A 25681-nucleotide genomic window follows, 5' to 3' on the forward strand; every position below is an offset into this window, starting at 1 on the left:
GTCCATTTCCACCATATGATAGCTCCAACCGTTTAATTCAAAATCCCTTGTGGAAATATAGGCCGGATCATCTGTGGAACTAAGCTGGTAAATCTTCCGAATTTGCATCTGGTCAAAATCACCGACAGTATAAGACTCTACTTGGTCGGGGGTGTAGTGGAATTGTTGTTCTCTATTGTAATATAGGGCCTGCTCCGCAACTTCGGCAAACAATAAAGCAGAAATAAGAGACAAAGCAGAGCGAGAGAGACCCTCAGCGACCTGGAAAGGTTCGAGAGCAGCAGGGCAACGCCAATCATACAGACAGCGGTTTCCTGTAGGTGTGCCATGACGCGGTCCAGGCCGTAAACGGTCTTGACCGTCCCGAAAACACCCTCCACAGTATTGCGGTCGCAGTTGTCCTGATATTCCAATTTCTTCGCTAGGCGGGACAGGCCGGGAGTTTTTGGCGGCTTTCCCAGGGCCGGACCGGACAACCGGATGCCATGCTCTTTGCAAAAGGCCAATGTCTGGCGGCTGCGGTAGATTTTATCCGCCAGAATGCGTTCCGGATAACAGCCATAGCGTTCCCGATACCGGGCTACCGCCCGCCAGAGACCTTCCGATTCGTTGAAGGGCTCGAAGTCCAGCCGTTCGATCCTGGCATAGCCATTCACCAGGCTGATATGCAGTTTTGAGCCAAACTCGGTGTTGGCGTGGGCTTTTCCCCGCACGATGGGCCGGACCCAGGGCTGGGCCAGACTGACGATGCGCTGGGGAATACTGTGGGTCCTGGATTCAAACATGAGGCGCTGCTGCTCGTAGACAGTAGTGACGATATTCAAACGGTCTGCCTGCTTTGAAGACAATTTTGCGCCAGTTTGAACCAATTGAGCGATATAACCCATATCCCGGCGGATGTATTGCAGCTGTTTGCGTATCCCTGAACGGATCGCTTTCCCACTGCGCTTCTTGCTTTTGGACAGACGCAGGTAGTCCTTCCGGGCGCACTGGCGGTACATCCGGGGCTTCTTCTGTCCTGCCGCTTTACACAGCTCGTCCACCGTTTTCTCCGCTTTCTCCCGCGCTTGGTTGAGTAAATCAATGTCCTGAGGATAGGCGATGTCTGCGGGGCAGCATGTGGCGTCCAGAATCAGTGTCCCGCTGTTAGGCGGATCGTTCCCGTCATCCGAGTTATCCTGTTTCCCAATCTCCGCTTTTGGTACAGATGCCTCCAGAATTGCTGCCAGGTCCTCCCCGCTGAACCGTTTCCGAAACGCCACCAGCGTGGACGCCCCGAATGGACACGGCCCGTACTCCTTCATGCCGATGAAATATTGCAGATACGGGTTTTCTCCGACATGTTTCACCAGCCACTGGTCGCTGCATTTCAGCCGCCGCTGGATCAGCAGCGCCCCCAATGCCATCCGTGCCGGATGCGCCGGGTGTCCATTGTTCACGAAGCGGGCTGCATACCGTTCCTCCGCCACTTCCCACGGAACCAGCGCCGCCAGTTTTACCCAATCGTTTTCCGGGTCCAGTTTCCCATACGGGAACACAAAGTCCTCAATCCGCATCTGGCTGTTGTCTTTATACATCCGCTCCGCCCCCATAACTGCAAGCTTTTTCCTTGCCTTTCCCCAATTCCCTTGCACCTATTCTACCATATTTCAACCCATATTGCTTGTCTTTCAAGCGGTTTGAGGTTACGAAGCAGGCCCTAATATAGCGGCACAATTAAAAAACCAATGCAGCATATGACAAAAAATACCACACAAAAAAATATAGATGCTGCATATTTCACACCACCAAGAGAATACGGTGGCTGGGACGAAGACATTTCCTGTTCCCTGGTATTATTCTTAATTTTGTCCAAGCCATCTGGCTTATCTTCTGCTTTTTCTGCACAGTCACCTTTTTCTTGGTGAGGTGACTTACACGCTTTCAGCACGTTGGTCCGCTCATTAGTCATGGGCGTATCCTCTAATTTCGGCTTTTGGGATGCAGGAGAGGTCTGTTCTTGCTGCGCTGACATGGAGCTATCCTTTGTTATAGGCACATTTTCCTTGCCTTGCTGTGAACTGCCTGCTGGTGTTGCGTTTTTTAATAAGAGATAATCATTTGCGGATTTGATTTCTCCAGATGCCAACAGACAGGCGGCCTCTCGTTGTTGCTCAGGCGTGAAGCGTGAGATTTTCAGAGCATTCTCCCGCGACACATCGATATGACGAAGAATTTCTTTCGCCTCTGGTGTTAAATTTTTGGCCGTTTGAATTTGCCGTTCGACTGTTCGACGGACTACGCCCAACTTATCCGCTGTATCTTCAGTAAAAGGCTTTGACGTAGACGACAAATTTTCGCCCACGTTATTACCGATGATGCGGTTCATGGCAACTACTTGTGAAATTCTATATTTGGTTTCAGGGTGCAACGCCTCATAGATTTCCTTCCGACGCAGCAGCAGTTCTCCAAACTCCACCGTGGACAGCCCACGCCGGACAAAATTTTCATCAATCTCGGCTAATTCTGCCTGCAAACCTTCCAAACTGCTGACCATACATTCAATCTCTGACCAACCAAGAATCCTCACGGCTTCCAGACGATGCAGTCCCGCAATCAGGTTGAAGTCATGGTCAACAGTGATAGGGTTCAAAAGCCCTATTTCCGCTATGCTTTTTGCAAGTTCTTCTATGTGTTCCGGCAACGCTTTCCGACGGCCAGGGTTTACCCTAATTTGGTTGATTGGGATACGCATTCAGCGCACCTCCTCTTTTTGATATAGGAATAGGTGGGTGGCACTACTGGACCTTGCTGTGTTCAACTTGCTAGTTTGAACCAATTCCAGTAACCGCCACCCACGCCATACCATAATCAATAATGTTGTTATAAGGATATGTGCCGTATTCACAGACGACGGGATCGCCCGCTTGCTTCCGGCCCCGGCACAGGAGTATATTGTGAGCCGCCGACGGCACCCGGCACGAACCGACGGATGGTGATTTGGCAGTTGACGAGGCTGCCCATGCCAATCCCACAGTTCTTCCCCACCTTATCCCATTGATAAGGTTTCGCGCACGTTCTGTATGTTCCCGCTTTGCCTTGCGTTTTAACAGCTAAGGGTCCCGCTCGTACCTTTGATACAATCGTTTTTACGGATGGGAATAGGCTTGCGCCTTACACCCACTCCGCAGGCAGTCTTCGCGTCTGTAGCCATACCATAACAGAACCAGACTCACATACTGACGATAAGGGATCATAGCCCCTGTTTTTCAAGGTGCAGCGGAGTATGTAGGTAATCACTACCACCCCGCACAGGCGCATCTGACAGATGTGCCTGTGCCGACCGGCAGCAATAAAAACGTGTCTGGATATAGGGTATAAGCGAATGATTAAACATATTTTGTCGAAACAATGAAGAGGCCACTGCCTTTTATGCGGGCAGTGGCCTTTTGCTGGTTCTTCTTTTGCTGTATATCCGTTTGATTGACAACATAGCGACAGCATCCTTCCTGTATGGTGATAAATATCGCCTGCTGACATCGCTCTACAACATAATTCTTGTTCTGTTGTAATCTACGCAAGGTGAACGCTACATACTGCAAATGAAAAAAGAAAAATATATCGGATAGAGTCTAAATAGCGCAATAAACATGGCGAGATAAAAATTTACAAGCTATCTCGCTCGATTTGTTATACCCTTTTCCAAAATTCATCACAATTTGCAAAAAACAATGCTATAATAAAGGAAAAATTGTCCGCTGTGCTGATGCTTGTTACAACAGAACAAGAATTATGTGATAGTTAGCCCCAACCGTTCAATTTGGCAGGCATGGACAGCACCACTTTCCATCGTATAAATACGAGTGGTATTGATATTTGAGTGCCCCAGAATATCAGCCAAACGGGACAGATCCTTCTCAATGCTATAATACGTTCTGGCAAACAAGTGCCGAAGGTTGTGGGGGAAAACCTTGCGGGGATCAACCCCTGCACGTTCACACAATGCTTTCATTTCGCGCCAGATGTTAGAGCGATCCAGAGGCTTTCCTGTCCGCGTGGTAAACACCACCCCATTCTTGATGCCAATTTCTTTAATATACTTGTTCAGAATTCGTCTAAGCTTTTCGGGCAAAAAAATAGTACGCCGTTTCCCCTTATTAGCAATCTCGGTACGCCCCGTTCGCACGGCCTCAACAGTGATGAATTGCAATTCTGATACCCGAATACCAGTTGCGCATATTGTTTGGATCACTAAAGAAAGCCGTCTGTTACACGCATTCTCAGCTGCATGAACCAGTTGCTTATACTCAACGTATGTCAGTTCCTGTTCTTCAACGCTAAACAATGACTGCTGGATTTTCAGTGGCTTTATCGTCAGGTCGTTCCACCCCATAAACTTCAAGAACCCGTTGATTGCGGCCAAGACAGTGTTGACTGTCGCTGCTGCATACCTCTCTACCAGCATATTCTTCCACTCAATCAGAGTGGCCTTTGTCAATTCAGCTCCCTCAAAATATTCCGCTGCCATATTGAGGTCATGGATATACTTTTGGATGGTTCTAACGCTTTTTTCGTCCTCTTGTAAAGCAACAGAATAATCATTGATCGCTTCTGCGGTCAAACTGCGACCTTCCTTTGTTTGGTACATATAAATAGTCCCCCTTATATTCAAAATGCGTTCAACGCTTATTGTATCGAGTATAAGAGGGGCTATTCAATGTTGTTCAAAAAATATTAGGAGAGCCTCTATCAAAGGCCGTATTTTTTCTTTAGCCTTTTGAAAAACTCATTGGCCTCTCTGATTGCGGCATCTGGCAAAGGACGTTCTACAAGATATTTAGGAACTATCAGGCCGGATATGTTTTCTTGCTTCCTGCGAAAGACGATTTTTTTCTTTTCGAGATCAAGATGTTGAATAGTGTATCCCTGGAATTCCCAACAATCAGAAATTGGCCGACTTTGCGAAGAAACGTCATCTGCGGATAAAGAATTGCTACTTTCGGTCATCAACGCCTTGTCTGTCCAGAACGCTTCACCGTCAGCCTCCAAAGGCAGTTCTTCCCCAAGCATCTTTTCGATTTCTTTGAATTTCAAAACTATAATGTTCTTTGTTGAAAGTCTGAAAAAATCTCGCAAATCGTCGTATGGCTGTTCCAAAACAGAAATAAGCTCTGATACGTGTTCCAATTTTTCGAGGATCGGAACCGGTTCCTCTTCTGCTTCGTCTTGAGCAAACCCTGCACAGCCCACATGGACATAGGCATACCTCAATACTCTGCTCGGTGCTTTGGGATTTACCTCAACAAGTGTAACGTCCTGATCTGTAAGCATACGATGCTCACAGTAAAAACACCGGCCGTCCTGCCGTGTCCAAATTCCTTTCCGCTCTGGTCCGCTCACCTTCTGATTGTCACGCCGTCGCTTTAGCTGTTCATAGTAGGCTATATCCAAGTATGGCTGGTAGCCAGTCTTTATAGGGATATGCTCAGCAATATTCATATCGGCGAGGAATAAGACAGAATGGCTGGGCGCATCCGGAAGGGCAAATACATGGCGATGCTGACAATCCACTACCCAATACTTATTAACCAGATGGCCCATTTGACGAGCTGGGTAGAGATTTCGCACCTTTTCCAGCAGGAAAGTTTGCACGCTGCTATCAATCGTGCGAAACGTTTCTCTTGCATCAGTAATTCTATGATAATTCCCCCATCCAGCCAGTTTGCGATTTAATCCGTCTATGAGCTTGACTTGTGACCCCTTAAAGTTGGCAATATAGCGTTGTAGCCGCGCTTGGAAATTGTCAACTGCTCTCTCTGATGGCTCACACACCAATAAAGAACCGTGGAACTTACGCTGATACCAGCGGGAAAGAAATTCAAACCCTTCCTCCATATCAACAATATAGCTTTTGCTCCAGTTCAACTCAAGACCACGAACTGCAAGAAACTCTTGTATGGCCTCCATAATAATCTCGGCAGATTCCCGGCTCCTTGCACTGAATATGATGTCGTCAGCGAACCTTACCATACTGCCATCGCCATAATCTATGCGGCTGTCTCCGTAGAGCCTGTCAAATACAGCAGCTTGAAGACCGTCCAGCGTCATATTGCCCAAAATTGGGGATAGAGATGCTCCCTGGGAAATTCCATACTCTAAGGGAGGGAACAACTCACTCCCATATATTGAACCCGCTCCAAGTGTTTCTTCCAGCACTTTTTTATCAATAGGGATATTTCTTATAAGCCAGTTGTGTGAGATTGTGTCATAGCACTTCCGTACATCTGCCCGGACAGCAAAGCGCGGTGCTCTCTCGCCACTGAAATTGCGCTGTATGTAACAGTGTGCATCAAAAATTGAACGGCCTTGCCGAAAAGCATAGGATTGCCGATCTGCCAGAGACTCAGACGCAGGGTCTATGGAGTAAGCATAAAGAACCTGCATAGCTTTGTCATAGCAGACAGGAATGTTGATTCCTCGCTCTTTTTCATCAGCCTTTATAATGATTTTGCGATATGGCCGCGCGTGATATCCTTTTGACGTTAGTGAAAGAACAGCCTCCATTTTTTCAGCATCTGTTGTCCACTTAACACCGTCAATGCCTGGTTCTGAGTCTGTCTTAATCACATGACGTACAGCCAGAGCTTTAGCCCACCGGGAGCGAACAAGCACTTTCTGGACCTCTGTGACCTCCGCCATATTCCGAACGTATGCCAGCCGGGAAATGCTCTGCTGGTATCTAAGCAGTTCCCGTTCTGCACGGTCCCAGTCCATCTCCCTCCATTCTCTCGCCAACTCATCCTGTGAGGTTATCCGTTGTGGAGCACGGGCTTGGATGGTCAATTCAATCGGACAGTGATCGGAGCCAAGCACATCTGTCAAGTGCCGAATGCCGCATACATCGCTGAGTATACTTTTCGAGATTAAAAAGTAGTCCAACCGCCACCCACGATTTTCAAGCCTTTTGTTCAATCGGTTAGACCACCATGTATAAGCTCCTGTTCTTTTCGGATACCATTGACGAAATACATCAACAAATCCGGCATTCAACAATGTTTCAAGTCCTTCGCGTTCCGCAGAACAAAAGCCCGGAGGGTTTTCTTCATTCCGCAAATTCTCCGGATAAATATCGATATAGTCCCTGGCAACGTTCATATCACCGCAGAGAATAACAGGCTTTGTCAGCTGCTGGAGAAAAACCAGCAGTTCGGCATCCCACTCCATTCGATATTCTTGCCTGTCAAAACGGTGCTGTGAGTTGGGAAAATAGGCATTGACCAAATAAAAGCCAGGATATTCAACCGTTATCAGCCGCCCTTCATCATCGAATCTCTCATTTCCAAAACCATATCGCACTGAACAGGGAGCAACTTTTGACAGAGTGAGCGTGCCAGAGTAACCCGGCCGTTTGGCTGGATTCCAAAAAGAATAATAACCAGAAAGCTCGAAGTCGGCCATGCCCTTCGTTTCCTGAAGGCAATACACATCAGCATCCGCCTTTTCAAAGAATCGAACGGCATTGTTTTTTATGCAGGCTCGCAGTCCGTTGACATTCCAGGAAATAATCTTCATCCTGACACCTCCGTAAAGCGATTATTGCTATGCTGGTCATAGCATTCACCTGAATTATATCACACATAGGTATCGTCTCAAAATCATGCGAATTTATGTGGCAAAGGCACAGATCTATAAAGAGGACTTTCTATAAGAGTGTTTCTTACGGTGCCGTATTAATCCGCGAGGTTGGTGATTTTAAGTCCCTTCTTTTTGGCATAATCCACAGTGTAGGCTGTCCCGCCCTGCGGCTTTGACAAATAGCAGATACACGTTCCGCTGTGATCTACTAGATGGCGGTTTCGCCTGAACATACAGTCCCGGGTATAGTCCTGAGATGTATAGACCACTTTATTGGCTTGTGCCTTGATTGACTCATAAACTTCCTGATCTCTTTTACTCCATCGCTGCGCCTGTGAAAGGCAGGGCAGAACAAGAATCAATTTGATTTGGGAAATCGTATGTTGCAGTTTAAAATCCAAAGGGATTTTTGACTATCTCTTTATAAGTTCTTAAATGCCGCTAAGTCTTGATTTTTCAAGGGTTCGCGGCATTTTTGCTGTCGGGGGAAGCTCACATATACTCTCAAAAGTTTTTAGGTTTTTGCTCTCAAAGGTAGTACGAAAGTAGTAAAACCTCGTCCTGCCTATGCTGCCAGCCGTTCCATTTCAGCCCTTGCGGAAGCGTAGGTTGCGTGTGCGTAATAGTTCAGCGTCATGGTAATGTTGGAGTGTCCCATGATGTACTGCAACGCTTTGGGGTTCATGCCCGCATTGGCTAAGTCGGTGCAGAACGTGTGCCGGAGCGTGTGCGGCGTCATTACCTTTGGCAAGGCTTCTTCATGGCACTTGTTGTACTTCTTCACAAGAAGCCGGAACATGGTGTCGTAGTTCGGTGCCGTTTTCGGATTGCCGTCCCGGTTAAGGAATAGGAAACCGCTGTAACCGTCCACGACTATATCCTTTGCTCCTTTGCGATTGGCAAGCACACGCTTCAATGCTTCATAGACTTTCTCGCTCATGGGGATTTGCCGGACACCGCTTCCCGTTTTAGGCTTCTCGATGTAGTAGCCCGTTTCCTTGCTCCTAAGAAGCTGGTGGTCTACATTGATTGTCCTGTCCTCAAAGTCAAGGTCGGCGTCGGTCAGCCCGCAAAGCTCGGAAATCCGCAGCCCCGTCCCCAGCAGTATCACGATCTCGTCATAGTATTTCTCATAGACGCTATCGCTCTCCACAAAGGCCAGTAGGCTTTCTTCCTGCGCTGGCGTGAGAGGTACCTTTGGCACCGTCGTATCTTCCAGAACGGTGTTAAGCTGGAAGTCAAACGGATTCTTGCGTATGCAATCGTCCTGTATCGCCGTATAAAAGGCTGCTTTCAGAGAACGCTTGTCATTGCTGATAGTTCGGTAAGCTATGCCCCGATCTCTCATGCGTAAAGCCCATTCTTTCGCGTCGGACATTTTTACGCTCTCAATCGAACACGCGCCCAGCGGGTCGCTCTCCAATAGCTTCATCAGCCGTTCCTGGCTCTTTACGGTGTTGTGCCGCACATTTCCCCGGTGGCGGTTCTGCTTCGCATAGAGCTGGCAGACCGTCATTTTTTTGCCGATAGGGTCTATCCCGTCGTCAAGGTCTTTCTGGATTTCCTTTTCCTTTTCCCGTAGGGATATGTCCTCCCGTTTTCCGGCTGGGGTCTTGTCCGTAGGCACTAACTTCCATGCGTAGACGAATTGCGGTTTTCCAAAGGTATCAACGTATTTGTAAGCATATCGCCCGTCTTTCCTCTGGCTCTCTCCTGAACGCAAAATACGGTTTTTGCTGTCCCGTCTTTTCTCTGACATAATGCGCTGCTCCTTTCCAAAGACGGAAAGAGCCTTGATATGCTACACTTATTATAGCATATTCAAGGCTCTTTTGCACGTTCTTTTTCTTAAATCACGTCCAGCGTGTCGATGATTTTTTCAAACTGCTTCCGCTTGATCTGAATACGGTTGCCGTTCATAATCACCCAGCCAGAAGCGGGGTTTTCCTCTGCCAGCTTGCGCAGCTTGTTTTCCCCGATACGAAAATATTTTGACGCTTCTTCAATGGTAAGCGTGTACTTTTCCCAAATGGGAACATCGTTATTGCACATAGATAATCCCCTTTCAAAACTGTTAAAAGGTTGGAATCGAAAAAAAGGGGCTATCATCGGACGGCTGTTAGCGGCAACCTCACGGGAGTTTCACCCCTCCGACGGTCTGCCGGAGCTGTACCCATTGCCTGCGACGCTTTTAACGCTCGGACTGTGGCTATACAGGAGTATCATTATGTATTTTGCGCGTCGCGGCCTACAAGCTGCTATGCCTGTTTTCCGGCGTCGGTGTTGGTCGCTCGGCTTTTTCCCATAGGGAAAAGCGTCATGGCGCACCCGCCGCGTGGCTCGGCGCAAAAGGAACGTATCCGATTTGCCCTATGCTGCGCCGCCGTTATCTTGCGCCGCTTTCTTTTTCAAGGTGCAGCAGCAAGGCCAGAGCTGGGAGCAGCGGAAAGGGGGACGCTGCTTTTCAAATCAGGCCTTGAATGACAGGACAGCCCGCATGAGCTTTGACCTCAAGCGGTCGCGTATGTCCTCGTCTATGCCGTAGTAGCTGTTACCGCGCTCGTCGCGGAGCTTCCGCATAGACAGGGACGCTATGTAGCTGTCGTAATGATGTACGACGATCTCCATAGCTTCCGGGTCGCCCTTTGTTGCGGCTATGATTACCGGGTAAGGCAACAAGCCGCGCTCGTCCTGTTCGGTGTTACCAGTCGCTTGTGTCATAGGCGCGTTCCTCCAAATAGCGTTTTAACAGTTCAAAAGAGCTTGTCCGCCGATACTGGACTGTGCTTCTCGGAACGTCGCGGAGCTTTCCGATCTCCACGTCGCTCATGTCAAAGAAGTAGTAGAGCAATACGGCGTCCCGCTTTTCTTCCGGCAAGCTGCGCAGGGCTTCGGCAAGCAGCTTCGCGGTAATCTCCTTTCCCGCCACGCAAAAGGACTTTTCAGCTTCATCATCTGCAAAGTAGGTATCATAGGTGTAAAGCTGTTTTTCCTCTTGCGGGGACAAGTCAGAAAAACTAACCTCGCGGAGCTGCTGACGCTTCGTGTCCCTGTGGGCGTTGATGGCTTCGTTTTTCAACGTCCGCTTGCAAAAGCCGTTAAAGGCGCAACGGATTTGCCATTGGGTACGAATAGGCTCGTTCATGGTTTCACCTCCTTTCGCAACCGCGAAAGCGGGTGATGACTTCCCCTTTCGTAAGCCCTCAACACCAAGCGTTTTGAATACGCCGGAAACAAAGGCCGGATTTCTCAAAATCTTTTCGGGAAAACACAAAAATGCCCTCGTCCGCAAAATGCAGACGAGGGCAAAGGAATTGTGCGCAGCATAGATGTAGTCTGACAGTTCACCCTTTGGGGTGTGCTGTCCCCTGGCGGTGGCCGGGCTTTTTTTGATAAGTCAAAGAACATTGTACCCCAGCGATATATGTTGCGCTTCATGGCGGCTACCTCCTTTAGCCGCCGTAGGTTTGATGGGGTGACGTTATACTTTGTATTCCGACAAGGTAAAAACGGCGGCTTTGATTTCTCAAAGCCGCCGCGTTTGGGTATGCGGATATGGCTGCTGTACGACGGCTTTTTTTCTTTTGCCGTCGTGCGGCAGATAACTTCATATTTGTTAGATAGATGATTGGTGTTTTCTTGTTATGGCAGTTCGGGCCGTTCCTCCGTATGGTCGAAATGGACGTGCTCTGCGCTTATGGTAATCACAATGTCGTCGGTGCTGTATTCAGCAGCCAAAGAATTAAGGCAGGAAATCACATCATCTTTCGTCATAGTGAGCAGATCATCAAGCGTTGTGTCATTCCAAAACTTCTCTACGGCGGTAATCATGCCGCCGATACAACGATCTCGCTCTCCAACCGTCAGCGTTTCCTGATTTGCTATGTGGTACAAGAAGCGATAGCCAAAGTCGCACCACATAGGGGCTTTTTCGTTGGACTTATCCACTTTCTGCGGCAAGCTCTCTTGATAGGCCGGGGCTACCATAGGGTCGCCTGTGTAATTGCTTTGCACAAACTCACCATTTTCAGTTCCAGACAGAAATACTGTCAGTCGAATAAACGCAAGTTCTTCTTCGCTGAAACTCACTTGAAAATCATTACATAGCATATCAGCGTCAATCCGTTCCATTCGGCTAAAATCCTCGTTAGCCCATGCCAGCAACTTTGCGTTGAAATCTGCAACGCTCATGCTGGCATAGTCTGGCGTTTTCAAAGCCAGCAGGGATTGGTAGTCCTCTTTTGTACCATATTCGGATTGTCGGGTTTCCGTATTGGGGGCTGGTGTGTCGTTGTCGTTCGGGGTCCCATCCGGCGGATTTTCGCAGCGAAAAACATACTCAATCGTAATTTCCAGTTTTTCGCTCCCCCACGATTTCGTAAGCGTTGCAATCTCATTCCCGATTGCCGTTTGCATTGCGGCCTCGTCTTGCAGCTCGGCGGCAGCTTTGCCGCTCAAAAAGGCTTGGAGCCCATCGGTAATTCCCTTTTGCGCGGCGTTATACTCGCGGATCGTGAGAGTATTTTCATCTGCAATCGTGAGCGTATAACCGTATTCCAAAATTGCGCTGGTATCGGCTTCCGTTATGGCAGCACCATTAAAAGCCTTTGTCTGCCAGTTTTCATCGGTAAGCGGCATCAATGTGTAGAAAAGGAACGCGGCGGCTTCATCGGTATCTTTCATGTCTTGGAGCGCGACGCTTTGGGAAAGCCGTTCAAAGAGAGAGGTATATTCCTTTGTGTCTGTTGTAGCGCCAACCCTGTCCCGAAACTCGGCTACGGTCATTTCCTCGTAACCGTCAAATCGGAGTGCCAGCAACTTTTCGTATTCCTCGCTGGTAAAGGAACCGTCAGCCGGGAGCGTTGCCTGTGCGCGAATGGGTGCGCTGGAATTGTCAGGGGCCTGGGTGTTTCCCTGTTCTCCACAGCCTGCCAGCACACCCACGATCAGCAGAGCAGCGAGAACGAGTGATAGGTATTTTTTCATTGATAAATGCTCCTTTCTGTTACCCTTTCCGGGTACAGCTTTATCATACCGACCCAGCTTGAATTGAGTTTGTATTGAATATGTTTTTTATGTGGAGATGGAAAAGGGCGGCAAGCCTTTCGCTCACCGCCCGTTGAGGTCTGATATTTCTAAAATTGTACTGATACCTTTACGCCCTGTGCTGTGTTTTCGATTTTGATTGCCGCTCCATGAAGATCAAGGATTGTCTTGACAATATATAGGCCCAAACCCGTGCCGCCTGTCTGTCGGTTTCTTGACTGATCTACACGATAAAACGCCTCAAACAATTTTGGAATATCCTCGTCAGGGATATGTACCCCTGTATTCTCAATCGTCAAATGCGCTTTTTCATCGGCCTGCCATACATTAACCATTATTCGTTCCCCCGCTGGGGAATATGCGGCGGCGTTCCCCAAAAGGTTGTCCACCACTTTTTGAAGAAGCTGCAAATCGCCTGAAATGCAGACCTCCGGGGATATATCTTTTTCAACCGTTAATTCCCGCTGCATAAACAAATCTTCATTTGCTATCAGACGGTCTTGGATTAGTTTGTCAAAATGAATGGGCGAGGGATTGAACGCATACCCCGGTGTGTCCAGACGGGATATTGTCAAAAGCTCCTGTACCATTTTCTCCAAGTTATCCGTTACTTCCAGAGATTGTGCAAGATAGGTTTCCCTGTCCTTATAGCGTCCCACCTGATAAAGCATACCTTGTAGCTGGCCTTTGATAATAGTAATAGGTGTTTTTAGTTCGTGGGAAGCCGCCGAAAAAAACTCTACCCGCTGGCGTTCAAGCTGCCGCTCCATATCAATATCCGCTTGCAGTTTTTGGTTGGCTTCCTGCAAATCCGAGAGCGCAGCGCCGAGCTTTTGGGAAAGTGTATTCAGACTGATCGACAGAACGCCTATTTCATCAGTACGGGTCGTGCTGCATAGGCCGCTAAAATCCATATCGGCCATTTGCTTTGATAGCCTACTTACTTTCTTGATTGGCGCTGTCATATACCATGAATAGAAAAAGGCAGCGATTACCGATACCACCAAGACAACAATTCCCAGTATGGGAAGTGACTTTTGGAGTGCTTCTACTACTTGACTTTCTTTGCCTGCGTTTTTAGCAATCAACAGGCTATATTCCTCTCCTCCATCGAGTAAAGAAACAGCGTATGGCTTGGATAGATCACCGCTCTTAAAATCTTCAACCTTTCTGCCTGTAATGGTATCAAGATGTGGTAAAGTCACTTCTTCGCCAGAGCTGTTGAAAATCCGAATGATAAATTCGCCGTCAAATCGGTCTGCAAGCATATCATCGTAGTTTGGAAGAAAAAACGGTACTTCATCTTGCGGAATATTGGACAGCTCCGTAGCAAATAATTCCGCTAATTCCTCTGCTTCGGCTAATTCGTGAGAGTACACATAGGGAGCAAAACGGGCGATACATAAGTAAGTTACGCTGCAACAAGCAGCCACAAGTAGCAGAGTGATAAAAAACACCTTGACCGACAGCTTGCTTCTAATTTTCCTTATCAATTCTATATCCCACCCCTCTAATCGTTTCTATGTAGTCTGCGGCACCGAGTTTTTTTCGTAAGTTTTTGATATGCGTGTCAATAATCCGTTCTTCTCCGAAAAACTCATACTTCCAAAGTGTTTGCAAAAGGTTTTGCCGCGTCAAAATCCTGCCTTGGTGCATTATCAGCTCCCGCAGGATTTCAAACTCGCGGGGTGTGAGGTCGATGTTTTCCTGCTGGGTATTTACCCGATACCCCTCTAAATCCAAGGTGAGGTCTTTGTAAGTGATCGTCTGCGGTTCGCCAGACTGTTTTGCGGAGCGACGCAGGACAGCGGCGATTTTCCGCAGCAATATAGGCATTGAAAAAGGCTTTGTAATATAGTCGTCCGCCTGCATATCCAAACCTTTAATTTGGTTTTCTTCTCCGTCCAATGCCGTAAGCATGATAATAGGCACATCTGACTTTTGCCGGATAACCTCACAAACACCGTAACCGTCAATTTTGGGCAGCATAATGTCAAGCAGTATCAGGTCAAAGGATTGTTCAGAATACTTTGCAAGTGCTTCCACCCCATCAGACGCTAATGCGACGCTGTGGCCTGCTTCCTCTATGAAGTCGTGTAGTAATGCCTGTATGGATAAATCGTCCTCCACAATTAAGATTTTGCTCATAGCGCACCTCCTTATGGTGATTGTAGCAGCCTAATTTGAATCTATTGTGTAGATTTGCTTTTTTTTCGCTTATCTGCTGGCTTTTCTGCGTCCTTTGGTATCAACCACACAAAGCTAAACTTTGCCACGCCCGGTATGCGATTTTCCTCGCACAGCTTTTGTACCCGCCTTTCTGAAATGCCCCATTTGCCCGCAGCTTCAGCACAAGACATATATTCCATCATTCGCCCGCCCTTTCTTTTCAGTCTATCAGTATAATTATATGCGGAGCGCCGAATAATCGCAAGACTAAAATTATGAATTATTCTAACCATCTAAGAGAACTGTGTAGACATATCCAAGCAAGAAAGGGAACAGTAAAATGTAATAGGGTGAATTAACATGGCAAAAAGACCAGTACCAAAGTTTGATTTCAAGCCTGCTGGACAGGCCATCAAGGAAGCGCGAAAGGCACATGGGGACAGCCGCAAGAAAGCCAGCGACGAAATGTTCCTGTCCCCGCGCTACCTTGTGAATGTTGAAAATAAGGGGCAGCATCCCAGCCTGCAAGTCTTTTATGAGCTTGTCACCCGTTACGGGGTGTCCGTAGACCAGCTCTTTTTCCCGGAGCAGTCCGCAGAGAAAGGCACACAGCGTCGGCAGCTCGACGCGCTGCTGGATAATATGAGCGAACAGGGATTGCGAATACTGATAGCAGCGGCAAAAGAGATTTTGGAAGTCGAAAAGGAAAACTGAACAGGCTTTGAGAAGCGTTGCAGCCATTACAGGCCGCAGCGTCTTTTCTTTTGCGCTGTTTTGGCAGATAGGGACTTTTCGTTGTAGTAGGGATTAGGGAAGAAGTTTCGTAGCAAGCATAGGAAGCGGGTACCCACTTCCGTATTTTCGCCCTCCCGCGCTGCGGCGCGTCGGTTGAAAATTGCTTGTTGGGAAGTGTCCCAAACCCTCTAAACGGAAAGGAGCGGCGGCGCATGGACGGACGGAAAAGGACGGTGCAAGTCAAGTTTCGCGTGACGGAAGCGGAACGGGATTTGATTCTGGAAAAAATGAAGCTCATACCGACAAAGAACATGGCGGCGTATCTGCGGAAGATCGCCATAGACGGCTATATCGTGCAAGTAGACCACAGCGACATAAAGGCCATGACAGCGGAGATACAGAAAATCGGTGTGAATATCAATCAGATTGCGCGGCGGGTGAACAGTACGGGCAGCGTGTACCAAGAGGACATAGACGAGCTAAAGGGGGCGTTAGATGAAATATGGCGGTTACAAAGATTAAGCCTATTAAAAGCACTCTAAGCAAGGCCCTTGACTACATCGAAAACCCGGACAAGACGGACGGGAAAATGCTGGTGTCCTCTTTCGGCTGCTCCTATGAAACGGCAGACATAGAGTTTGGCTTTACCCTGTCGCAAGCAATCCAAAAGGGCAACAATTTAGCCTTTCACCTGATACAGTCCTTTGAACCGGGGGAAACGGACGCGCAGACCGCCCATGAGATCGGGCGGCAGCTTGCCGACGCTGTTACCAAAGGCCAGCATGAATATGTTTTGACGACGCACATTGATAAAGGCCACGTCCATAACCACATTATTTTCTGCGCCGTCAATTTCGTAGACCACCGCAAGTACGTTTCCAACAAGCGGACGTACTACGGCATACGGAACATGAGCGATTGTCAGCGCCAATGATAAAATGAAAGAAAACGCCGAGGAAAAAATGTAGTTTTGTGGCGGAGAGGAGGGAAAAAAGATAGACTCCCAATCAGGGCGAAAAAGAGCCCGGAAAGGGAGTCAGGAAATGAAAGGAGCACAGTGGATGGAAATCCGAAGCGACAGACAAAAAGGGCTGAGCTATGTGGAGCTGGGCCGGAAGTACCACATGGACCCGCGAACAGCAAAGCGGTACGCGGAATCGCCGCAGAAGCCGGAGTACACATTGAGCGAACCCAAGCCCACAAAGATGGACCCGTACAAGCAGATCGTGGACGAGTGGCTGGAAGAGGCGCCGTATTCAGCGCTGCGGATCCTGGAGAAGCTGCGGGAGATGGGGTTTGACGGAGGTTACAGTATTGTCAAGGCGTATGTGAGCAGCCGGAAGATGGACTTGAATGAGAAGGCGACGGTGCGGTTTGAGACGATGCCAGGAAAGCAAGGGCAGATGGACTGGGGATTCTTCGAGGATCACCTGGTATACGAGGACGGAAAGTGGAAGAAGCTGTACTGCTTTCTCATGATTCTGGGGTACTCAAGGATGCGGTACATCGAATTTGTCACAGATATGAGCACAAATACGTTGATACGGTGCCATCAGAACGCGTTTCGGTATTTCGGAGGCTACCCGGAGGAGATTCTGTACGATAACATGTCCCCGCAAGGGGGATGCGATGGCTCTAAGCGGCAAAGCCGCTAAGAGCCATCCAAAAGCAGGTGGTCATCAAGCGATTGCTGAAGCAGGAGGACTCCACGCTAAACCGGCAGTTTGAGGACTTCGCGGGCTTCTATGGATTCAAGCCCATCCTGTGCCGCCCCTACCGGGGTCAGACGAAGGGGAAAGTAGAGCGGACGGTGCAGTTTGTCAGAGATAATTTTATGGTGGGGATCCAGTACAACAGTCTGGCGGACTTGAACGGGCAGGCCCTGGCCTGGTGCAATAAGGTGAACGGGAAAGTCCACGCCACCACCAACGAAATCCTCTTTGAGAGGTTGAAAAAAGAGAGACTGAGTCCTCTTACCCGCGAGTACATTATCGACAAAATCAACCTGAGGCGAGTACAAAAAGACTGCCTCATCTCGTACGCCGGCAATCAGTACTCCGTGCCAGCGGAGTACATCGGCAAAGATGTGGCAGTCGTAGCCCTCGACAGTATGCTGGCTGCGTATTACGAGGGGAAGCAGATCGCGCTGCACCGAATATCGTACCAAAGGAAGGACATGGTTGTCAATCCTCAGCATTATAGAGGGCTTACGCTGAAACAGACAATAGATGCGGAAAATGTTCTGCTGGAACAGGGCAAAGTAATAGATTTCCCCTTGAAGCCCTCCGATTTATCCAGATATGACGAGGTGCTGTATGAGTGAATTTACTATGGACAGGCTGAGGGAAAACCTGGAAAGCCTTAAGATGAAAAACACCCTGGAGATTCTGGACAATTACCTGGAACGGGCCGTGGCGGACAAGCTCAACATTGTGGAGGTTTTGGATCACATTTTCTCAGAAGAAGCCAAATCCAAGCGGAGACGGGCCTATGAGAAGCAGATCCACTGGATAGCTCTTAGCGGCTTTGCCGCTTAGAGCTATCGCGTCCCCCTTGCGGGGAGATGTCCGGCTTCCCCATTAAGAAGACCCTGGACGACTTCGACTTCTCTTTCCAACCCTCCATCGACAAGCGCCAGATCGACGAACTGGCCACCATGCGCTTCCTGGAAAACGGGGAGAATGTGGTCTTCCTTGGCCCGCCCGGCGTGGGCAAGACCCATCTGGCCTCCGCTCTGGGCCTGGTGGCAGCACAGCACCGTTTCTCCACCTACTACATCAACTGCCACCAGCTCATTGAGCAACTGAAAAAGGCTCATTTTGAGAACCGTCTGCCGGACAAGCTCAAGGTTCTCGCCAAGTACAGGATGCTCATCATCGACGAAATCGGCTATCTCCCTATGGATATCCAAGGTGCAAACCTGTTCTTCCAGCTCATTGCCAGACGGTATGAGAAAACATCCACCGTTTTTACCTCCAACAAGACTTTCTCCCAGTGGAACGAGGTCTTTGCCGACGTCACCATCGCCTCCGCCATCCTGGACCGTGTCCTGCATCACTGCACCGTTATCAACATCAAGGGCGAGTCTTACCGCCTGAAAGAACGCAAGGAATTTATGCGCCAGAAGCAGCAAATCGTGAACACTCTTTTTGAGCAAGGCAGCTGCTGATTTTGTTACCCACCACCGCCGAAAAATGACAAAATTTCTTCGGCGTTTTCTTACAATTTCATATCGGCGTTGACAGGCTATACAGCCAAAATAAGTTTGGGAGACTATGGGAGGATAGGAAACCTATCGTGGCCACTACTGGCCGTGTAATTCCACTTTTAATTTTCGGTCTGGCAATCGTTTTTATCCTCAAGGGTCTTGTAGCACTTACTCACTTTTTGCGTCTCCATTTCGACAAAATCTTTTTTGCGTTTCTCTGTCTATGGGTAGTCCTTGACGCATGTCAAAGAGAAAAGGCACAGGCAAAAACCAAGTCAACCCACAAAAAGAGGAAAAGAGCACTAAGCAAGGAGTTGTGGAAATTGATTATTTCCGGGTTCCGCAAGTTTCCAATCTTGAAGTCTAGGGGGAGCGGCATGGTTTTACTAATCAGCGAAATTTTTTCCATAAAGCTCCCCCTGGAGCTTTATATCAGTTTGCTGGTAAATCGTGCGCTTCTTGACCCGGCCCGTGGTAATCCCTTGCACTTAAAGGAAGGTCAATACCTTCCAACAATCCGTTGTACGAAGTGCGGTCTAGAGCAAGAACACTTTGCGTTAAAGGTCACAACAGAAGGATTTACGCCAGAGCAGATTAGGGGGCTTGCTCCTGTTATATCTTCCGCTCTGGTGGGTGATGTCAAAGATTATGCTGTGACAAGGACAAGGGAAAATCTGGCAAAAAAATATATTGATTTTATCATTGAGGATATGACGATGGATCATAGGCTTGTATTTTCATCCGAGGAGAAAATGCTTTCTTCGCCCATAACGAGACTGCTTATTGATAAACGCACTACCATTGATTTGACTACATCAGGGTCTATGATCTGTGCCGGCAAAACCCGGAGCGGCAAGACAACCGGAATAATTTCCCAATTATTGCAAGTGGTTCCATACGGCCCGGACCAATACTGGTCGGAGTGCCTAATAGTAGACCCGAAGCGGGCGGAGTTAAGCCGATTGCCGTACACGGTCACTGTGGATGAAGATGGAGGAGGCCGAGCGATATTAGCGGCGATCAAGCGGTTTGCTGGCAGCATAACCAAGCGGCAGGACGTGCTCAACGGTTTATCGGAGGTAGACGGCAATGCGGTCCACTGGTGGGAAGCCGTAATGCACCCAAGTTTCTTATTTTTAGACGAGTTTGTATCACTAAGAACCTTATTTCCAAAACGGGCGGAGAAGGAGGACCCGGAATATTGCATAGCAACATTTGACGCACTCTTAAAACGCATAGTGACGATGGGCGCCTCTGCTGGCTGTTATGTGATAATCAGCATAGCGGAAGCGTCAGTAGAGGAAGGAGGCTTGCCCGCTATGCTCCGGTCAGCCATGTCAACAAAAATCCTGTTTCGCCCAACAATGCCGGAGGCCCGGCTATTATGGAGTGCTGAGAAACTGGAGAACTTACCAGACAAGGCATACCAGCCCGGAGATGCATGGTTTTCCAGTACAGATGGGAAGCATGACGAAGTAAGTTTTGTACGATTTCCCCAGATGAATTTCCCGATCTACAAGGAGTTGGGCCGTTATTTGAAAGAGTATTATGCAGAAGCTGGGGCGGGCGGCGAAGCGGAGCGGTAGCCGCCCAGCCCCCGGCGGGGCCAGAGGCCCCGCCGGTATACTTGACTAATTAACATATTTGGATACCTGAAAGGGGTGATGCCTATGAATGGATTGCACGTCAGCGGGAGCGAGGTTTACCAAAGGGACATAGCGACGCTGAAAAAATACCGTGAGGACTATTATAAAATTACGCTTCATAAGCAAATACGCCGGGCAGGGTATGAGGCAATCGAAGGTGACGGGGATAAGTACAAGACAGGAAAAAAGAACACAGCGGAAAATGAAGAGAAATTGTCGGCCAGTTTATCCCGAACGAGAGCAGTAATATTTGAATTGGCGTTATGTAACGATTGGGAGTGGTTTGTTACTCTAACACTCAATCCAGAATATCACGACCGAAAAGACTTGAAAAGTTATAAAAAGAGGCTATCAACATGGATAAAAAATTATAATCGGATACACAAAACGGATATAAAATATTTGTTGATACCAGAAAACCATCAAGACGGAAGCTGGCATATACACGGCCTAATGATGAAAATACCAAAAGAACATTTGAGAAAATTTACAGAGCAAGAGAAATTGCCAATAAAAATACTGATAGAACTAAAACGTGGAAATAAAATATATACGTGGGAAGCCTACGAAAAAACATTTGGATATATAACAATATCGGAAATAAGACACCTAGAGAGTGTATCAAAATATATAACGAAGTACATCACGAAGGATATAGTGAAAACAAGGATAGGACTGAACGACCATCTATATTACTGCTCACAAGGATTAAAACGGACAGAGCTGATTTATACAGGTCAGTTAACAAAAGCGTTAGACGAAGATTACAGCAACGAATATGTGAAGATAAAGATGTTACAGAGCTTTGACGAGGCGATAGCGTACTTTGTGGATGGGTAGGACAAGCTGAAAGATCGCAGAGGGTAACAGGGGGGCGATCCCCTACAAAATAACGGCCCCGCAGGGCCGCACCTTTGAAAACCGGAAATAAAATAGCATAGGAAGGGGGTCAGCACATGAGCAGAGGGGTCCCCCAGAGCACGATGGGGGAACTGGTAACAGCTACAACCGGAGAACAATATTACATCATCGGGAAAAACCGAATAAAAATAACAGAACATTTTCCCGTCAATGGGAAACGGATAGAGGACCTCATAACAGATTTGATAGCCGATAAAATCAAGGAAAAAGTAGCGAAAACATCATAAAAAGATTGAAATTCCCTCACATTTATGGTATACTATTCTTGTTAGAAAGTGTATCGTAAGTGTGGGGGCTGTTTCCTCAAAGGAGGATTTTTATAATGAAACAGCCCATTTACAACACAGCTTTGTATCTCCGCTTGAGCCGAGACGATGAAGGAGCCGGGGAAAGCAACAGCATAGCCACGCAACGCATGATGTTACGCCGGTACGCAGAACAAAATAGCTTATTCGTTGTAGATGAATATATCGACGATGGGTATTCCGGTACAAATTTCAACCGTCCGAATTTTCAGCGCATGATAGGCGATATTGAAGCGGGGCGTATAAATTGCGTGGTGGTAAAAGACCTCTCCCGATTTGGTCGGAATTATCTTGAAATGGGAATGTATACGGAAATGCGTTTCCCTGAGTTAGGTGTCCGCTTTATCGCCGTTGACAGCGGAGTAGACAGCAACAACCAGCAATCAACCGAATTTACCCCATTTTTGAATGTGATAAATGAATGGTATGCACGAGACATCAGCCGCAAGGTCACCAAGGCATTTCGTACACGTCACGAAAACGGGGCGCACTATGGAGCATACGCCCCGCTGGGCTATCAGAAAGACCCGGAGCAGACCGGGCATTTACTGGTGGACGATGGGACAAAGTGGATAGTAGAGAAAATCTTTGCTCTGGCCATCCATGGGGCGGGAGCCGCCAGGATCACCCACATACTTGCCGCCGAGCAGATACCAACTCCCGGATGGCTGAACTTCCAGCGATACGGCACCTTCGCCCATATCTACGAGGGCCAGCCGGAAAGCAGACGGTATGAATGGACCATTTCCCAAGTGCGGAAAATCCTGCGGGATGAAACGTATATCGGCCATAGCGTCCACAACAAACAAGGTACGGTATCCTTCAAGAGCAAGAAACGGGTAAACAGGCCTAAGGATGAATGGTGGACCGTGGAAGATACCCACGAGGCTATAATCAGCAAGGCCGACTTTGACCAGGTACAGGAGAACATAGCCAGCCGCCGCAGACAGAGGAAGAACGGCACAACGCAGATTTTCGCCGGGTTAGTCAAATGCGCTGATTGTGGGTGGACAATGGGATACTGTGAAAACAAGCAGAACAAGGTCCCCTATGGTTACTATCACTGTGTTAAAAACGGGCAGGGCCTTAGTCAATGCTCTATGCACTATGTCCGGTATGATGTGCTTTACAGTTTTGTTCTCTCCCGTCTGCAATACTGGATAAACGCCGTCCATCAGGACGAGCAGGCCATAATAGAGCGGCTTTCCAAGTCCACCATGACGGAGCAAGCCGCCACAAGCAAGCGGGCCGCACAAGAAAAGAGACGGGCAGAAAAGCGGTTGACCGAGCTTGACAACCTGTTAGCTAAGATTTACGAGGACCGGCTGAACGAGAAAATCACGGAACGCAATTTCTCTATGCTGTCTCAGAAATACCAGCAGGAGCAGGGCGAGCTTGAAACGAGGATTGAAGCATTGACGGCCCAGCTTGCCAGCACCAAGGAGCAGGAGGACGGCATAAACAGGTGGATTGATTTAATCAAGCAGTTTTCCAGCCCCACCGAATTGACCGCCGAAATGCTCAATACCTTGATTGAAAAGGTCGTTGTCCACGAGGCCACCAAGGACGCAGACGGCAAGCGCACCCAGGAAATTGAGATTTTTTACCGCTTCGTCGGCAAGATTGACTAATATCATTAACTGTATGTCTCCGGGACCTCATCCTTACCAATTCTTCCCAGGTTGTTTTCTCTTGTTGTCTCCTGTTTTGTTTTAGCACCGGAAACCGTTGTACTGCAATGGTTTCCGGTGATTCTTTGTTGTAGCTTCATGCTCCCTACATTTTGCTTGTGTATGAGCTTTTTCAATGCCCGTATGGGTTTTGTATGGGTTTCTGTAAAGTGAATCTCCTCTGTCTGTCCATGCGCAGAAAAGCTATTCTCCCACAGTCAGACGATATACAGCCGCACTGGTAGTACCTTTCCGCTCCAGGATGCCATCCTGGACCAGCTTATTCAATATACGGTATGCCTGTGGCGGCGTGACACGCAGTAATTCTATTACATCCCTCCTCGTAATACTTTGTTGTTTCTTCGCCAAGCTGATAACTAATTCCCGATATCTAAGCTGATCAATCCCTCTTTGCCGCACGTACTGTGCCGGGTTTCGATATGCTTTCGCGTCTAAGATATATACGCGGCCCTTCCCACTTCCGACTGCTTCAATTATGCCCGCCTCTATCAGGCGTTCCAGCGTGCCGCGTATTTTCGTCTCTGGAATATTGATATTTTGAACAATCTCCGCCAGCGACACCCGCCGTCCCCGCTTCAAAACGTTCAACACGAACAATGCGTTCAACGGCATCGGTTCCCCTGTACGTCTCTGCTCCTCTGTGATGAGAGAAATCAACCGCTCATCCGGAGCCCCGCTGGGAATAAAGAGTCTGACCACATTTGAAGTCGTCTCTGAATAGTCTGGAACATCCCGTCCATAGCGTAGGGAGCCCTCATAGATCCGATCCACTCCCCGCCCGGATCGTTCCGCAAGACCAATACGTTTCAATGCGTCTGCAAGCACAGGATTGCGACCATACGGTTCCGCGCTCAAAATATTTTGAACCGTCACGCCTTCTATAAATCCACCAGGATTACTCACTGTGAGGCCGTCCTCGTCCAGCTGCACTAGTACTCTTCCAAGCTGTGTATAATCCCGATGGGAAAAAGCATTTACGACTGCTTCCCGCACAGCCCGCTGGTCATACGCAGGAACAGAGATCCGAAACAGCCCCGATTCCATTTCCTGTACGGGGTTTCTGGCATCAATGAAATCAAATACTTTCTCAATTGCCGCCAACAATGGTAAGAAAAAAGTCTCGTTTACCGTTACCTGCGTTCCACGGCGCATCAAAAAAGCGCTCTCCGCCGTCGGCATCAGTTCCCTCAGCTTTTCCTGCTTCCCAAGTAAAAGCAAGCCTGCGTAAGTGGGAACATATCGTTCGCCGCTTATTGTCACAAGTCTCAGCGCCTTGTCCAGCTCGTCATCCGGCAGTTCCAGCAGGACTTTTTCTCCATGATACGCAAGGATGATCTTGCGAAGCCGTTCCCGTTCCAGCGAGTCTAAATCCTGGTATTGGGCTCCTGGAACAGGCTGCGCCGAAAAGTCAAGCAGAGAAAGCGCGCTCAGTCTTGAATTAATCTCATGGGGGTACATCGGAACATTTTCCGGCGTGCCGTCCGCTTTCAGTCGCCGGCGTTGAATCTTCCCCGCAGAAGAAGCCACAATGCTGCGGCTCCTTGGCACATGGATCACCAGCGCCGGACGCTCCCCATGAAGATACTCTATTCGAACCGAAATGGGTGGGACTGTCCGGTTGGCAATAAAGGCTGAAAGCTGTGTTGCATCCTGGTGCTGTTCGTGCAGTCCCGTAACGGTACCGTCGTCCTCTACACCCAGATATAAATCTCCGCCGTGGGTATTCGCAAACGCAACAATAGCATCAATCAAATCCGAGTCTGACAGTTTCTTGACATCACTCTTAAATTCTATCTCTATTGTTTCATGTTCAGGAATTATACGCTCCATCTTATCACCCCTTTGTACAACATTAGCACAACGGTGTAAGTATGTCAACAAAATTTCACACGCGTGCAAGTTTGTGTGAATAACTTATGCGATTTTCAACACTTCATATATCGCATATAGACAATCCTCTATTGTAAGCGCTTTACCATTTTCAAAAAACACCGCTGTAATGCTCCGGTTTTTACAACTTTCCTGTGTGGTTAATTCATCATCAAACATCTCACTAATCTTATCCGAATCTGCTCTGGAAATATCTAATGCATTTCTCCAATACCTTACAAAATGCTTTTTAAAAGATTCATAGTCAGAATAAAGCCCCATTGGATTATCCTGCAGACCGTAACGTACCGGCTGGAAAAGAGATGCTATATCTCTTATGTATTCATATACCAAGTTTTCTCTGCCCCTGACATTTGACATATTTGCTGATGCCGAAGTGACGTCAAGATCAAACTTTGTACGCATATGAGTTTGAAAGTGGTTTCCTATCATAGAATATTGATACATATTGCAATT

General features: G+C 48.1%; 22 protein-coding genes and 2 pseudogenes. 10 read left to right on the forward strand and 14 right to left on the reverse strand.

Translation table 11 applies throughout. The features are described from left to right. Positions 1-137 precede the first annotated feature (137 nt). The 12 genes from VV088_RS06935 to VV088_RS06990 all read right to left on the reverse strand — a co-directional run bounded on the left by VV088_RS06935 (position 138) and on the right by VV088_RS06990 (position 14808). Complete coding sequence (locus tag VV088_RS06935) at positions 138-1577, reverse strand: IS5 family transposase (RefSeq protein WP_334600059.1); 1440 nt, start codon at positions 1575-1577, stop codon at positions 138-140. A gap of 122 nt (positions 1578-1699) precedes the next feature. Next, complete coding sequence (locus VV088_RS06940; RefSeq protein WP_334600060.1) at positions 1700-2734, reverse strand: ParB N-terminal domain-containing protein; 1035 nt, start codon at positions 2732-2734, stop codon at positions 1700-1702. Positions 2735-3769: 1035 nt separating this feature from the next. Continuing rightward, positions 3770-4627: a tyrosine-type recombinase/integrase gene (locus VV088_RS06945; protein WP_334600061.1), complete on the reverse strand. Its 858-nt coding sequence runs from the start codon at positions 4625-4627 to the stop codon at positions 3770-3772. A gap of 101 nt (positions 4628-4728) precedes the next feature. Then, complete coding sequence (locus tag VV088_RS06950) at positions 4729-7551, reverse strand: exodeoxyribonuclease III (protein ID WP_334600062.1); 2823 nt, start codon at positions 7549-7551, stop codon at positions 4729-4731. Between the two features lie 158 nt (positions 7552-7709). Beyond that, a complete protein-coding gene (locus VV088_RS06955; RefSeq protein ID WP_334600063.1) occupies positions 7710-8015 on the reverse strand; it encodes an SLOG family protein in 306 nt (101 codons plus the stop codon). Between the two features lie 164 nt (positions 8016-8179). After that, positions 8180-9373, reverse strand: a complete 1194-nt coding sequence (locus VV088_RS06960; protein ID WP_334599549.1) for a tyrosine-type recombinase/integrase — start codon at positions 9371-9373, stop codon at positions 8180-8182. A gap of 89 nt (positions 9374-9462) precedes the next feature. Then, positions 9463-9666 (reverse strand): excisionase, encoded by a 204-nt coding sequence (locus tag VV088_RS06965; protein ID WP_334599547.1) that lies wholly within the window; start codon positions 9664-9666, stop codon positions 9463-9465. 417 nt (positions 9667-10083) lie between these two features. After that, entirely contained in the window at positions 10084-10335 is a 252-nt protein-coding gene (locus VV088_RS06970; RefSeq protein WP_160238216.1) for a helix-turn-helix domain-containing protein, read from the reverse strand. Further along, complete coding sequence (locus tag VV088_RS06975; protein WP_160238217.1) at positions 10316-10759, reverse strand: RNA polymerase sigma factor; 444 nt, start codon at positions 10757-10759, stop codon at positions 10316-10318. The genes VV088_RS06970 and VV088_RS06975 overlap by 20 nt, the downstream gene beginning before the upstream one ends. A 497-nt stretch (positions 10760-11256) precedes the next feature. Next, complete coding sequence (locus VV088_RS06980) at positions 11257-12600, reverse strand: LptM family lipoprotein (RefSeq protein WP_334599546.1); 1344 nt, start codon at positions 12598-12600, stop codon at positions 11257-11259. Positions 12601-12749: 149 nt separating this feature from the next. Beyond that, on the reverse strand, positions 12750-14153 hold the full coding sequence (locus tag VV088_RS06985; protein ID WP_334599545.1) for a sensor histidine kinase: 1404 nt from the start codon (positions 14151-14153) through the stop codon (positions 12750-12752). Next, positions 14137-14808 carry a response regulator transcription factor gene (locus tag VV088_RS06990; protein ID WP_334599544.1) on the reverse strand — a complete coding sequence of 224 codons (672 nt, stop codon included), beginning with the start codon at positions 14806-14808 and terminating at the stop codon, positions 14137-14139. The genes VV088_RS06985 and VV088_RS06990 overlap by 17 nt, the downstream gene beginning before the upstream one ends. 381 nt (positions 14809-15189) lie before the next feature. Here VV088_RS06990 and VV088_RS07000 point away from each other — a divergent pair, with 381 nt between their 5' ends. The 10 genes and pseudogenes from VV088_RS07000 (at position 15190) to VV088_RS07045 (ending at position 23275) form a co-directional block, all read left to right on the forward strand. Then, positions 15190-15543 carry a helix-turn-helix transcriptional regulator gene (locus tag VV088_RS07000; protein ID WP_326210262.1) on the forward strand — a complete coding sequence of 118 codons (354 nt, stop codon included), beginning with the start codon at positions 15190-15192 and terminating at the stop codon, positions 15541-15543. Between the two features lie 233 nt (positions 15544-15776). After that, complete coding sequence (locus VV088_RS07005) at positions 15777-16106, forward strand: MobC family plasmid mobilization relaxosome protein (RefSeq protein ID WP_160234915.1); 330 nt, start codon at positions 15777-15779, stop codon at positions 16104-16106. Beyond that, a pseudogene (locus VV088_RS07010) lies at positions 16067-16483 on the forward strand (relaxase/mobilization nuclease domain-containing protein); the annotation flags it as partial. The gene VV088_RS07005 and the pseudogene VV088_RS07010, both read left to right, overlap by 40 nt. A gap of 124 nt (positions 16484-16607) precedes the next feature. Beyond that, positions 16608-17219, forward strand: a complete 612-nt coding sequence (gene istA, locus VV088_RS07015; RefSeq protein ID WP_334598916.1) for an IS21 family transposase — start codon at positions 16608-16610, stop codon at positions 17217-17219. A gap of 32 nt (positions 17220-17251) precedes the next feature. Next, positions 17252-17887 (forward strand): Mu transposase domain-containing protein, encoded by a 636-nt coding sequence (locus tag VV088_RS22725; protein WP_442913119.1) that lies wholly within the window; start codon positions 17252-17254, stop codon positions 17885-17887. After that, positions 17880-18733: pseudogene (istB, locus tag VV088_RS07025) on the forward strand (IS21-like element helper ATPase IstB). Before VV088_RS22725 ends, istB begins: the two are co-directional and overlap by 8 nt. Positions 18734-18861: 128 nt before the next feature. Next, a complete protein-coding gene (locus tag VV088_RS07030) occupies positions 18862-20358 on the forward strand; it encodes a hypothetical protein (protein WP_334600064.1) in 1497 nt (498 codons plus the stop codon). 84 nt (positions 20359-20442) lie between these two features. Next, positions 20443-21258 (forward strand): rolling circle replication-associated protein, encoded by an 816-nt coding sequence (locus VV088_RS07035; RefSeq protein ID WP_334600065.1) that lies wholly within the window; start codon positions 20443-20445, stop codon positions 21256-21258. A gap of 116 nt (positions 21259-21374) precedes the next feature. Continuing rightward, positions 21375-21566, forward strand: a complete 192-nt coding sequence (locus VV088_RS07040; RefSeq protein WP_334600066.1) for a hypothetical protein — start codon at positions 21375-21377, stop codon at positions 21564-21566. 95 nt (positions 21567-21661) lie between these two features. Continuing rightward, complete coding sequence (locus tag VV088_RS07045; protein ID WP_334600067.1) at positions 21662-23275, forward strand: recombinase family protein; 1614 nt, start codon at positions 21662-21664, stop codon at positions 23273-23275. A 243-nt stretch (positions 23276-23518) separates the two neighbouring features. On the opposite strand, the gene VV088_RS07050 is transcribed toward VV088_RS07045, so the two are convergent. Further along, the gene (locus VV088_RS07050) at positions 23519-25165 is read right to left on the reverse strand and encodes an RNA-binding domain-containing protein (protein ID WP_334600068.1); all 1647 of its coding nucleotides are present in this window, start codon (positions 25163-25165) and stop codon (positions 23519-23521) included. An 84-nt stretch (positions 25166-25249) separates the two neighbouring features. Continuing rightward, positions 25250-25672, reverse strand: coding sequence for a hypothetical protein (locus VV088_RS07055; protein WP_334600069.1), 423 nt, complete (start codon positions 25670-25672; stop codon positions 25250-25252). Positions 25673-25681 lie beyond the last annotated feature (9 nt).

Source organism: Lawsonibacter sp. JLR.KK007, from assembly GCF_036941135.1.
In the GTDB taxonomy this organism is placed as follows: Bacteria; Bacillota; Clostridia; order Oscillospirales; family Oscillospiraceae; genus Lawsonibacter.